Source organism: Amycolatopsis sp. NBC_01488 (assembly GCF_036227105.1).
Taxonomy (GTDB): Bacteria; Actinomycetota; Actinomycetes; order Mycobacteriales; family Pseudonocardiaceae; genus Amycolatopsis.
The window spans coordinates 2,763,618-2,775,288 of the sequence record NZ_CP109434.1; the positions used below are offsets into that span (position 1 = coordinate 2,763,618).

Consider the following 11,671-nt stretch of genomic DNA (forward strand, 5'->3'; position numbering starts at 1 on the left):
GGGTGACCCTGTCCGGTATGACCACCGAAGCGGACGTGCTCCTCCGGCTCGCCGGCGAGATCGACGACCTGGGGCGTCGTCTCGCCGTGGTGGGCGCCGAACTGCGGGCCACGCGGGCCCAGGCTGAGCAGGCCGAGCCGCGCCAGGAGGCCAAACAGCCACCACCCCAGCCCTGGCCCCAGCCGCAGCACATGCCGCCGCCGTGGCCGCAGAACCCCTGGCAGCCGCCCCAGCAGCGCCATGTCCCGCCGCCGTCGCCCTACCTGCCGCCTCCGCCGCGTCCGACGCTGGGCGAAAAGCTCGGCAGGGAGGGCGCGGGCAGCCGCGTGCTGGCTTGGGTCGGCGGGGCCGTGACGCTGCTGGGGGTCGTCCTGCTGCTGGTGCTGGCCGTCCAGCGGGGCTGGCTCGGGCCGCTGCCGCGCGTGCTGGTCGGCGCCGCCTTCGGGCTCGCGCTGACCGGCGCCGGCGGCCGGCTGCACCGCAAGCCCGCCGGCCGCACCGGGGCGTTCGCCCTCGCGTGGACCGGCATCGCGACGCTCTACCTGGACGCTGTCGCCGCGACGTCGCTGTACGACTTCCTGCCGGTGCTCGCCGGGCTCGCCGTGAGCCTCGCCGTCGCCGTCGGCGGCCTGCTCGTGGCCTTGCGCTGGGGGTCGCCGCTGCTCGCGTCGGTCGTCGTCGTCGGCTGTGCGATCTGCGCGCCGATGATCACCCGCGGATGCACGCCGGAACTCGTCACGTTCCTGCTGATGGTCCAGCTCGCGACGACGCCGGTGCAACTGCGCCGCGACTGGTCGTCGCTGACGCCGGCCGCCGGGGTGCCGCCGCTGCTCGCCTCGGTCGTCAGCACCGCGGCCGGGCACGGCGGCTGGGCGAACCCGGCTGCGGCGCTCGGTGCGGGAGCCATCGGCGGCACGCTCGCGCTGATCGTGCTTCGCCGCCGCGAAAACGACCCCGCCGCGCTCGCCGTGCTGGCGGCGGCGATCGTCCCGACGCTCGTCGCGGCGCTGCCGCTGCCCAAGCTCCAGGCCGTGCTCGTCGTGGCCGGTGCCGGGGTCGTCCTGCTGGCGGTCTGGGCGGCCCGCCGCTGGTGGCCGGGGCTCGCCGGGCACCTGGCCGGGCTCGCCGGGCTGCTGGCGATCCTGCAGGCGACGGTCACCCAGTTCGACGGCCCGGCCCGGGCCGCGGTGCTGCTCGGCGAGGCGCTGCTGCTCGTCGTGGCCGCACTGGGCGGTCGCAACCGGTTCGCGTTGGGCACCGCGCTCGGCTTCGCGGCGATCGGCGGCCTGGTCGGTGTCTTCTTCGCCGTCACGCCGGCTTTTCTGATGGTGTACCGGAACCGGCCGGCCGGCGACGTCGCCGGCGCGCTCGCGGTCGCCTTGCTGCTCCTCGCGGCGTCGGTCGTGCTGCCGTGGGCGGCGCAGCGGCTGGAGGTCTTCCGCGGGCCGGTCGACGACCTGCCGATCTGGCTCGTCGCCGGGGTTGCCGCGCTGTACGGCGCCGCCGGGGTCGTGCTGTGCGGGTCGCTCCTGGCCTTGCCCGACCGCGCCGGGTTCCTCCTGGGCCACGCGCTGATCACGGTGTCCTGGACGATCGCGGCGCTCGTGCTGCTCCTGCGCGGCATCGACGTCGTCGGCCTGCGCGTGAGCGGGCTCGTCCTGGTCGGCGCGGCGGTCCTCAAGCTGGTGCTGTTCGACCTGGCGGCTTTGGACGGCCTGGCGCGGGTTGGCGCGTTCCTCGGCGCGGGCCTGGTGCTGCTCGCGGCCGGCACGCGGTACGCCAGGCGCGTCGCTTCGCGCTGACGCGGGAGAAGATCGGCCGGCTGACCGTCAGTCCACAGTGGACAACTCAAGGCGCATGACCACGCGTCGAGGCGTCGGATGGCTTACTTCCGCAAAGCCCGCGTCGGCGAACACCTGGCGGGCGCCGACGTGCAGCTCGCCCCACGTGATCTCCTTGCCCGGCTGGGTGATCATCGGGTACGCCTCGAGCGCGCGGGCACCGCGTTCGCGGGCGAAGCCGATCGTGGCGCGGGCCAGCGGGTAGGTGAGGCCGCGGCCGCGGTAACCCTTGCGGACGGCGAAGCACGTCACCGCCCAGACGCCGTCGTCGTCCTTGTCCTCGGCGCGCCCGGTCCACGGGACGCGCGTGCCGCGCAGCTTGGGGTAGGCGGTCCGCGGCTCGACGGCCACCCAGCCGGCGGGCTCGCCGTCGACGTAGGCGACGAGCCCGCTGGTGGGCGCGCCCGGCCGGCCGCACGCCGTCTGGGTCCGCAGCATGGCGGTGCGCTCCTCCTGCGTGGAGTCGCGCCAGATCCAGCCGGCGACCTTGAACCGCTGGCACTGGCAGCGGCCGGGGTAGTCGGCGGTCCCGAAGATCGCGACAAGGTCGTCCCGCGACGCCTCGTTGGCGGGCACGACGGTCACGGCGGAAACCGGCTCGGTCATGGTCCTGCAGCCTAGATCGACAGCGGCGGCCGAGCACCCACCCGAGGCCGGGCGGTGCTGGATCAGCGGGTGGAACCCGGATCGGCCACGTATCTTCTTTCTTGTGGCGGAACACACCGGCGAATCCCGGAACGAGCAGCTGACTCGCAACGTCGGGGAGTTGCTGCAGGAGCTGCGGGTCGCGCAGGCCGGCGTGCAGATCCTCTTCGGCTTCCTGCTGTCGGTCGTGTTCACCGACCGGTTCCACGACGCGAGCGGGTTCGAAAAGTCCCTGCACCTGTCCGCGGTCGTGCTCGCGGTCGCTGCGACGGCGTCGCTGACCGCGCCCGCCGCGTGGCACCGGCTGCTGTTCCGCACCGGCAGCCGGGAGCGGATCCTGGCCATCGGCAACCGGCTCGTGCTGGTCGGGCTGGTCTGCCTGGCCCTGGCGATCACCTCGACCGTGGCGCTGATCGCCAAGGTGGTCTACGGCGGGATCGCCATGACCGTCATGGGCGTGCTGTCGCTGCTGCTCTTCGGGCTGCTGTGGTTCGCCATGCCGTTCCGGCTGAACCCGAAACCCGCCACTCAGCCGACCGGGCCACCCAAGTAGAGCGTGTCCTCCTGGACGAAGCAGAGCGGGTTGCCGAAGGGGTCGTCCGCGTAGAACGACCGTTCGCCCCAGAACTGGGTCTCGATCGCGTCGTCGATCCAGCGCGGCTCGGCGGCACGCACCAGCCGGAACGTTTCGTCGACGTCCTCGACCGCGAGGTAGACGATCCGCGGGTCGCGCTGCGGGCGCGGTTCGCGGTGCTCCAGCGGCGCCTCGACGCAGGCGAGCACCACGTCGCCGCAGGTGAAGTAGTGCCGGTTGACCGCGATCCGCTCGCCGGGGTGCCCGAGCACCCGCGCGTAGAAGGCGACCGCGACCTCGATGTCGTCGACGGGCTGGATCAGCCGGAAGACCCGCGGTCCGCTCATGGCGCGAACAGTACCGCTGTTCATCCCGAGTTCGGCGGCAGTTGCCGGGGCGGTCGGCCGGCGCCCGTAGCTTCCGGCGCGTGACTGACACCTCTCGCCGGAACTTCCTCCTCGGCGCGGGCGCCGCCGCCGCGGCGACCCTGCCGGCCGTCGCCCTCGGCGCGCCCGTCAATGCCGCCGAAGCGCAGGGCCACCACCGCCCCGACGCCGAAGATCCGCGCTTCACGCTCGTGGTCATGCCGGACACGCAGTACCTGTTCGACGAGGACCGTGGTGACGCGGCCCCGCTCGACGCCTCGCTGCGCTACGTCCTCGACGAGTCGGCTGACAACGTTGTCTTCCTCGCTCACCTCGGAGATCTCACCCAGAACGGCCGCGTGGACGAGTTCTCGCGCATCAGCAAGTCGTTCCAGGTCCTCGACCGCCGCCGGTTCCCGTACAGCACCCTCGCGGGCAACCACGACATCGACGGCTCGAAGGACGACCAGCGCGGCCCGTCGCCGTACCTCGACGCGTTCGGCCCGCAGCGCCAGCGCAATTCCCCGACGTTCAAGGGCGCGTCCAAGGACGGCTACAACACCTACCACGTCTTCCGCGGCGGCGGCCGGGAGTGGCTGCTGCTCGCGCTCGACTGGCGGCCGTCCGCGGGCGGCCTGAACTGGGCGAAGCAGGTCCTGGCGCAGCACCCGACGCTGCCCGCGATCCTCACCATCCACGAGCTGGTCTGGGCCGACGACGACCACCAGGCCCAGTTCTCGACGTTCGGCGAACTCGTCTGGAAGGAGCTGGTCGACGGCAACGACCAGATCTTCCTGACGCTGAACGGGCACTACTGGCCGACCGGGCGCACGGTCCGCAAGAACGCCGCCGGCCATGACGTCCACGTGCACATCGCCAACTACCAGGACCGCTACTACGGCGGCAGTGCGATGGTCCGGCTCTACCAGTTCGACCTCGCGCGCGGCGTGGTCGACGTCCGGACGTTCTCGCCGTGGCTCGCCGCGCAGGACCACCTGTCCGAAATGCAGCAGGTCGAGGTCGAACGCAGCGGCGCCGCCGACTACTTCAGCCTGGAGATCGACTTCGCCGAGCGCTTCAAGGGGTTCGCGCCGGTGCCGGTCCCGCCCGGTCGCCCCGCGAAGCAGCTGCTGGTGCCGGGGACCGTCGCCTACTGGCGCTTCGAAGGCGGCCAGGACGGCGTCGTGGTGCCCGACGACGTCGTCGTGCGCGACCAGACCGGCCGCGGCAACGACCTCACCCGCGTCACCGCGCCGGGCAGTGGCCCGGACGCGCTGAAGTACTCGAGCCGGTTCTCGCCGCGGCAGCCGTCGCGGGCGAGCCTGAGCTTCGACGGCGGCCGCGACCCGAGCCGCGGCGCGTACCTGCGCACGGTCGACGCGGCGCCGATGAACGAGCTCACCTTCGAGCGCGGCTACACCGTCGAGGCGTTCTTCTGGCTGCCGGCGAACTTCAAGGACGGCCACCACGGCTGGTGCGGCCTGTTCGCCCGGCAGGGCAGCGGCGCGGCCGCGGGCAAGACCGGCGACGACCCGAAGGAATCGGCCGCCACACTGTCCCTTTCGGACGGTGGGGAGCTGCAGTGGGCGGTGTTCCCGCTGAACCAGAACCGGATCTCGACGAGCTGGGGCCACGAGCTGCCGGTCGAGAAGTGGTGGCACGTCGCCGTGGTCAACGACGGCCGCCGCACGACGGTGTTCGTCGACGGCTGCCCGGTGGTGCGGAACCCGGCCACGCCGGCGGTCGGGCTCGCGAACCCGGGCGGCTCGTGGCTGGTCGGCGCGTCCTCCTACGAGGGCAAGGTCGACCGCAGTTTCGCCGGGCTGCTGGGTGACGTGCGGGTCGTGGACCGGCCGCTGAACCCGCGTGAATTCATGCTGGGCTGACGGGCTTGACAGCGGGTGGACAATGAAAATTCGGCGTGCTCTCCAGAATGGATGGAAGAACCCGCCGAATGTTCCATCAGTCTAGCCGCTGTGAGGGGAACTTGTCAAACCAGGGGTACGACGAGGAATTGCGGGAAGAACGGGCCTACGTCGCCGGGCTGTACGCGCGGCTCGACCGCGAGCGCGCGGTGGCGCAGGCCCGCTACCACGGCGCACTCGGGCAAACCGGGCTGACCCCAGGAGAACGGGAAACCGACGTCCGCTGCCGGTCGCGGGAAGCGGCCCGGCTGGACGTCGCCGACAACAGCCTTTGTTTCGGCCGCCTGGACGCCGTTTCCGGGGAAACCAGCTACATCGGCCGGATCGGGCTGTTCGACGCGGAAAACGACTACGAACCGTTCCTGCTGGATTGGCGGGCGCCGGCGGCACGGCCGTTCTACGTCGCCACCGCGGCGACGCCGGAAAACATGCGCCGCCGCCGTCAGTTCCGCACGCTGGGCCGAAAGGTCGTCGATTTCACCGACGAAGTCCTCGGCCGTCCGCAGGCGGGCGAACGCGGGGACGCGGCGCTGTTGGCGGCGGTCAACGCGCCGCGCGGCGAGGGCATGCGGGACATCGTCGCGACCATCCAGGCCGAGCAGGACGAGGTCATCCGGCTCGGCCACCAGGGCGTCCTGGTGGTCGAAGGCGGGCCCGGCACCGGCAAGACGGCCATCGCGCTGCACCGCGTGGCGTACCTGCTCTACACCCACCGCGAGCGGATGTCGCGCACCGGCGTCCTGGTGGTCGGGCCGAGCCCGCTGTTCCTCGACCACATCGGCCGCGTGCTGCCCTCGCTCGGCGAGTCGGACGTCGTCTTCCGGACGCCCGGCGACCTGGTGCCCGGGCTGCACGTCACCGCCGAGGACCCGCCGGAAGTGGCGCGGCTGAAGGGGTCGCTGAAGATCCTCGACGTGCTCAGCGCGGCGGTCGCCGACCGGCAGAACGTGCCGGACGAACCGGTGCCGGTCGAGCTGGCCGACGTCACCGTGGAGCTCGACGCCGACCTCGCGGCCGGCGCCCGGCTGGAGGCGCGCCGGTCCGGGTTGCCGCACAACGAGGCCCGCGCGGTCTTCCGCGAGCACGTCACGGCGGCCGTCGCCGAGCGGGCCGTCGCGAAGATCGGCGAGGGTTGGCTGACCAGGGCGGACCGCGGGGCATGGGCGGACCTGCGCGCCGACGTCCTCGACGAGCTGGCCGAGCACGAAGACCTCGACGGCACGCTCGCGGCGCTGTGGCCGGAGCTGACGCCAGAGACTCTGCTGGCGCCGCTGTACATGTCGCCGCGCCGGCTCGAAGCCGCCGGGGCCGACCCGGCGCTGTTCCGCGCGGACGGCGCGGCCTGGACGGTCTCGGACGTGCCGCTGCTCGACGAGCTGGCCGATCTGCTCGGCCGCGACGTCACCGCCGAACGCGCGGCCGCAAGACGTCAGACGGAGGAAGACGCCGAGTACTCCGCCGGGGTCCTGGAGCTGCTCAAGCTGGACCGCGAGGAAATGGACGAAGACGTCCTGCTGGCCGCCGAGCACCTGCTCGACGCCGGGGACCTGGCCGATCGGTTCGTCGAGCGCGACACCCGCGACCTCGCCGAGCGCGCGGCCGCGGACCGCGACTGGACGTACGGGCACGTCGTCGTCGACGAGGCGCAGGAACTGTCCGAAATGGACTGGCGGACGCTGATGCGGCGGTGCCCGAGCCGGTCGTTCACGATCGTCGGCGACCTCGCGCAGCGTCGCAGCGCGGCCGGAGCGACGGCGTGGGAGCCGATGCTCGCGCCGTACGTCGCCGATCGGTGGGCGTACCGGGAGCTGACCGTGAACTACCGGACCCCGGCGGAGATCATGGCCGTCGCCGGCGCGCTGCTGGCGGAGTTCGCGCCGGCCGCGCGGCCGCCGGAATCCGTGCGCGCGTGCGGAGTCCGGCCGTGGTCCCGGCGCGTTGCGGACGGCGAGGTGCAGGACGCCGTCGACGAGTTCGAGCGCGACGAGGCCGGCCGCGAGGGCACCAGCGTCGTCATCGGGCCGCCCGGCGTGCCGGGCACGATCCCGCCGTCGGCGACGAAGGGCCTGGAGTTCGACGCGGTCCTCGTCGTCGAGCCGGAGCGGATCCTGGCCGGGGGCGCGCGTGGCGCGGCCGAGCTGTACGTCGCGCTCACCCGCGCGACGCAGCGCCTCGGCGTCCTGCACCGGGATCCGCTCCCGGCGGTGCTGGCCGGGCTCGCCGAAGCGGGCTCGCCCGCGCGGTCCGGCCACCGCCGGTTCCTGTAGCGGCTCGTGAGTGAGAAACAGCGTTAGAACACTGTTTCTCACTCACGACGGGCTACGCCGTGAGCCGGCCCCATGCGTAGTTCTGCTTGGCCAGCTTCAGGTACACGAACAGCTCGGTCCCGGACACGCCGTCGATCTTGCGGATCTCCTCGCCCAGCACTTCGAGCATGTGGTCGTCGTCCCGGCAGACGAGTTCGGCCAACAGGTCGTAGCGCCCGGCGCACAGCACGACGTAGTGCACGTGCGCGAGCTCGGAGAGCTTGTCCGCCACCACGCGCGGATCAGCGCCGTCGACGCTGATGCCGACCATCGCCTGGCGCGTCAGATCGACGTTGGCCGGGTCGGTCACCGCCACGATCTGCATGAGGTCGTCGCGCAGCAGCCGCTGCACGCGCTGGCGGACGGCTCCCTCCGAAAGCCCGACCGCCTTCGCGAGCGCGGTGAACGACGCGCGGCCGTCCTGCTGCAGCAGGGCGATCAGTGATCTGTCCGTGTTGTCCAGTCCGCGCGCACGTGAATCGTCACCCATGCCGTCCCTCCCTGTGTTTCGGCATGTGATTTGTCAAGTGCGCAGCGTATCGAGACCTGACCAGAAAGCGAGACCCCCGCGCCAGCTTCACGTGATCCGGCGCGAGGATCGTGATTTGCCGAGGAATCGGTGGCTGTGGAGGAAATTCACGAGTCATTCCGGGGCGGGTTCGAGCGCCCGCGCGGGCGTGCTGCCAGCCGGTCAGTGCCCAGGCCTAGCCCAAGTCGCGACGGCTGAGGTCCTCCTCGGTTTCGCGGCGCACGAGCAGCGTCGCGACGCCGTTCTTGACGCCGACCAGGGGCGGCCGGCCGACCTGGTTGTAGTTCGACGCCAGCGAGTGGTGGTACGCGCCGGTGCACGGCACGGCCAGCAGGTCACCGGCGTGCAGGTCGCCGGGCAGGCTGATGCCGTCGGCGAGGACGTCGCCGGATTCGCAGTGCCGTCCGACGACGGTCATCGGGGTGCGCTGCGCCTTCGACCGCCTGCCGACCAGGCGGGTCGTGTAGCGGGCGCCGTAGAGCGACGGCCGCGCGTTGTCGCTCATGCCGCCGTCGACCGCGACGAACGTCCGGGTGCCGCGCTTGACCGCGCACACGCGGTACACCGTGATCCCGGCCGGCCCGACGAGTGCCCGGCCCGGCTCGATCGTCAAGCGTGGCAAGGGAAAGCCGTGCGCTGCGCACTCGTAGGCCAGTGCGACGCGCAGCCGTCGCGAGTAGCCGCCCAGGTCGAACGCGGGCTCGCCGCCGACGTACGGCACCGCGTGCCCGCCGCCGAGGTCGAGCTCCCGCAGCGTGACGCCGTGCGTGTCGCGGATCCGGACGAGCACCTCGGCCATCCGGCGCGCGGCGGCCTCGTACCGGTCGACGCGGGAGACTTGCGAGCCGATGTGGCAGTGCAGGCCGCGGAGCCGCAACCCCGGTTGGCCTCGTACGGCCTTCACGGCCGCGTCGACGTTGTCGGGAACGCCGTCGAGGAGCGAGAAGCCGAACTTCTGGCCCTCGGTCCCGGTGCTGATGGCGGTGTGCGCCCCGGCCGCGACGCCCGGCGTCACACGGATCATCACCTGCTGCGCACCGGGGACGAGCGCGCCGAGCTGCTCGATCTCGTCGAGCGAGTCGACGACGATCCGCCGGACGCCGTACGCGAGAGCCGCCTTCAGGTCTTCGGGCGTCTTCGCGTTGCCGTGCAGCAGCATGCGCTCCGCGGGGAAGCCGACTGAGCGCGCGACGGCGATCTCGCCCGCGGAGCACGTGTCGAGCGACAACCCCTCTTCGGCGACCCAGCGGAGTACGGACCGCGTACACAGCGCCTTGCTCGCGTACGCGACTTCGACGTCCGGCAGCGCGCGCCGGTACTCGCGCGCGATGTCGCGGACCTGCTGCTCGTCGATGAGGTAGGACGGCGTCCCGAAGCGGGCAGCGAGGTGGCTGACCCGCGCGCCGGCGAAGAGGAGTTCGCCGTCTTCGCCGAGTCGGGTGCTTCGCGGCCAGACTCCGGGCTCGAGGTGATCGTCGGCTTCGCAGCCGAGGCTGGGAAGAAGCTCGCTGAGCGTCACAGGTGCCTCCGGGCATCACGCGGATCGGACTCGGTCAGGACACCGCCGACTCCTTCGCCGCGCGTCCCCCGCGAATGCCGTCCTGACGGGTTCCGGGGCGCCGCTGACGCCTTGTTAACGCGCGAGTAACTTCGGCCACACCCGCGGCTGACCTGCGCAGAGCTGAATTTCCGTGGGGCAGTCGTCACACGAGGCCGAGCTTGCCGCGGGCGCGTCCCGACTGGCTCGCCTGACGGCGGGTCAGGCCGGCCGCCCGGTTCGACGGAAGGCCGTTGCCGCGTGGCCGCTCTGGTCAGCTTGCCTTGTGGTCCGCCGCCGTGCCGCAGACGCAGCCGCGGTCGGTTCCCTGGCCGGCCGCTGTTGCCGCGCAGTAGCGGCGGGCTATTGCGTCGTGCGCCTCCCATGGGTGGGGGCAGTTCGGGCACTGCGGTTCGGTGCGCGGTACCTCGGGTGCGTCGGGCGCCGGGGCCGTCATGCCGGTGCCGCCTTCGTCCGCAGCGGCTCGCCCACCGCGTGGAGGTGCTGCAGCACGTAGCCGTACGAGCGGGCCCAGCCGCACTGGGCGTAGGAAATCCCGTGCCGCTCGCAGAACTCCCGGACGATCACCTGCGCGTGCCTGAGGTTCGGCCGGGCCATGCTCGGGAACAGGTGGTGCTCGATCTGGTAGTTCAGCCCGCCGAGCGCGAAGTCGACGATCCGGCCGCCGCGGATGTTGCGCGAGGTCAGTACCTGCTTGCGCAGGAAGTCGAGCCGGTGCCCGGCCGTCAGCATCTCCATGCCCTTGTGGTTGGGCGCGAACGAGCAGCCCATGTACAGGCCCCACAGGAACTGGTGCACCAGGATGAAGATGATCCCGGTCAGCGGCGACAGCACGATGAACACCGCCGCGAGGTACGCCGCGAGGTGCGCGATCAGGAGCGCGGACTCCAGCTTGCGCCGGCGAAGATCCTTGCGCAGCACCGCTTTCACGCTCGAGACGTGCAGGTTCAGGCCTTCGAGCAGCAGCAGCGGGAAGAACAGGAACGCCTGGTACTTCGCCACCCAGCGCAGGAACCCGCGCTTCTGCGAGCTCTGCGCCTTGCTGAACGCGAGCGCGGCGATGTCGACGTCCGGGTCCTCGTCCTCGTTGTTGGGGTTCGCGTGGTGCCGCGCGTGCGTGCCGACCCACCAGCCGTAGCTCAGCCCGGTCAGTCCACCGTGGACGAACCCGGTGGCGTCGTTCGCCCGGCGGCTGCGGAAGATCTGCTTGTGCCCGGCGTCGTGGCCGATGAACGACAGCTGCGCGAACATCATCGCGAAGAACGCCGCGAGGAACAGCTGCCACCACGAGTCGCCGAGGTAGGCGAAGGCGACCCAGCCGCCGCCGAACGCAGCGAGGTTGAGGCCGATCCGGATTGCGTAGTACCGGCGTCGCCGTCGGAGGAGTCCCGCGTCCTTGACGAGGCGGGACAGCTCGGCGAAGTCACTGCCGGCTGTGGCGGGGGTATCTGGAACCTGGGTGGAGGTCATCGGCGTCACCGCTCTGGCTAAGTCGTAAAGGCTTGTCCAGCAACGGTTTCCGGCCCCGACGGGGTCCGGGTCCGGTCCGGGAAAGGGCACTGGGGCCTGGTCGCGGTAGGCACCGCGTCCTGTCCCCAGCCTCCCATCCCGCCGCCGTCATGGCAATTCCCCACGGCCTGCCGAAGAGGTGTACAGTCAGCCACATCGGGATGAAAGGTGACTTACCACACACCCGAAACTTTCCGGTCGGGCAGCTCCGACCGGGGGACAGGAGCCGAGTCCGGGTCCGGAACCCGCTCGTAGGCAACCATGTCGGCCGTTCGGCCGGCGAGCAGCCGCCCGTAGTCGCGCAGAGCGACGCCCGAGGCGCCCAATGGGGTTGCTACAGCTTGTTTCTTCCGGCGCGACTCCGGTCATCAGGTGGCTCGTCGGCGAGCCGGACTTCCGCGTCACCGCGCTCCGGCACG

At 71.8% G+C, this 11,671-nt stretch carries 10 protein-coding genes; 4 read left to right on the top strand and 6 right to left on the bottom strand.

Features of this window, described 5'->3' with window-relative positions:
- The first annotated feature begins 17 nt into the window (after positions 1-17).
- Positions 18-1,802, top strand: coding sequence for a DUF2339 domain-containing protein (locus OG738_RS13350; RefSeq protein ID WP_329054018.1), 1,785 nt, complete (start codon positions 18-20; stop codon positions 1,800-1,802).
- A 27-nt stretch (positions 1,803-1,829) separates the two neighbouring features.
- Here the strand turns inward: OG738_RS13350 and OG738_RS13355 are convergent, their stop codons facing one another.
- Positions 1,830-2,447 (bottom strand): GNAT family N-acetyltransferase, encoded by a 618-nt coding sequence (locus tag OG738_RS13355; RefSeq protein ID WP_329054019.1) that lies wholly within the window; start codon positions 2,445-2,447, stop codon positions 1,830-1,832.
- Between the two features lie 103 nt (positions 2,448-2,550).
- On the opposite strand from OG738_RS13355, the gene OG738_RS13360 reads away from it, so the two are divergent.
- On the top strand, positions 2,551-3,039 hold the full coding sequence (locus OG738_RS13360) for a DUF6328 family protein (RefSeq protein WP_329054020.1): 489 nt from the start codon (positions 2,551-2,553) through the stop codon (positions 3,037-3,039).
- Here the strand turns inward: OG738_RS13360 and OG738_RS13365 are convergent.
- Positions 3,015-3,407, bottom strand: a complete 393-nt coding sequence (locus OG738_RS13365; protein WP_329054022.1) for a VOC family protein — start codon at positions 3,405-3,407, stop codon at positions 3,015-3,017. The genes OG738_RS13360 and OG738_RS13365 overlap by 25 nt on opposite strands.
- Before the next feature lie 80 nt (positions 3,408-3,487).
- On the opposite strand from OG738_RS13365, the gene OG738_RS13370 reads away from it, so the two are divergent.
- On the top strand, positions 3,488-5,311 hold the full coding sequence (locus tag OG738_RS13370) for a LamG-like jellyroll fold domain-containing protein (RefSeq protein WP_329054023.1): 1,824 nt from the start codon (positions 3,488-3,490) through the stop codon (positions 5,309-5,311).
- A 101-nt stretch (positions 5,312-5,412) separates the two neighbouring features.
- A complete protein-coding gene (gene helR, locus OG738_RS13375; protein WP_329054024.1) occupies positions 5,413-7,617 on the top strand; it encodes an RNA polymerase recycling motor ATPase HelR in 2,205 nt (734 codons plus the stop codon).
- Between the two features lie 52 nt (positions 7,618-7,669).
- Here helR and OG738_RS13380 read toward each other — a convergent pair whose 3' ends face one another.
- From OG738_RS13380 to OG738_RS13395, 4 genes are all read right to left on the bottom strand, one after another.
- Positions 7,670-8,146 carry an Lrp/AsnC family transcriptional regulator gene (locus OG738_RS13380; RefSeq protein ID WP_329054025.1) on the bottom strand — a complete coding sequence of 159 codons (477 nt, stop codon included), beginning with the start codon at positions 8,144-8,146 and terminating at the stop codon, positions 7,670-7,672.
- 214 nt (positions 8,147-8,360) lie between these two features.
- Complete coding sequence (lysA, locus tag OG738_RS13385; RefSeq protein ID WP_329054027.1) at positions 8,361-9,704, bottom strand: diaminopimelate decarboxylase; 1,344 nt, start codon at positions 9,702-9,704, stop codon at positions 8,361-8,363.
- A gap of 292 nt (positions 9,705-9,996) precedes the next feature.
- Entirely contained in the window at positions 9,997-10,179 is a 183-nt protein-coding gene (locus OG738_RS13390) for an RGCVC family protein (protein WP_329054029.1), read from the bottom strand.
- Positions 10,176-11,213 carry a fatty acid desaturase family protein gene (locus OG738_RS13395; protein ID WP_329054031.1) on the bottom strand — a complete coding sequence of 346 codons (1,038 nt, stop codon included), beginning with the start codon at positions 11,211-11,213 and terminating at the stop codon, positions 10,176-10,178. Before OG738_RS13395 ends, OG738_RS13390 begins: the two co-directional genes overlap by 4 nt.
- Between the last annotated feature and the right edge of the window lie 458 nt (positions 11,214-11,671).

Coding starts and splice junctions, on each gene's coding strand:
- OG738_RS13350 (WP_329054018.1), top strand. CDS start 18: ATGACCACCGAAGCGGACGTGCTCCTCCGGCTCGCCGGCGAGATCGAC.
- OG738_RS13355 (WP_329054019.1), bottom strand. CDS start 2,447: ATGACCGAGCCGGTTTCCGCCGTGACCGTCGTGCCCGCCAACGAGGCG.
- OG738_RS13365 (WP_329054022.1), bottom strand. CDS start 3,407: ATGAGCGGACCGCGGGTCTTCCGGCTGATCCAGCCCGTCGACGACATC.
- OG738_RS13380 (WP_329054025.1), bottom strand. CDS start 8,146: ATGGGTGACGATTCACGTGCGCGCGGACTGGACAACACGGACAGATCA.
- OG738_RS13390 (WP_329054029.1), bottom strand. CDS start 10,179: ATGACGGCCCCGGCGCCCGACGCACCCGAGGTACCGCGCACCGAACCG.
- OG738_RS13395 (WP_329054031.1), bottom strand. CDS start 11,213: ATGACCTCCACCCAGGTTCCAGATACCCCCGCCACAGCCGGCAGTGAC.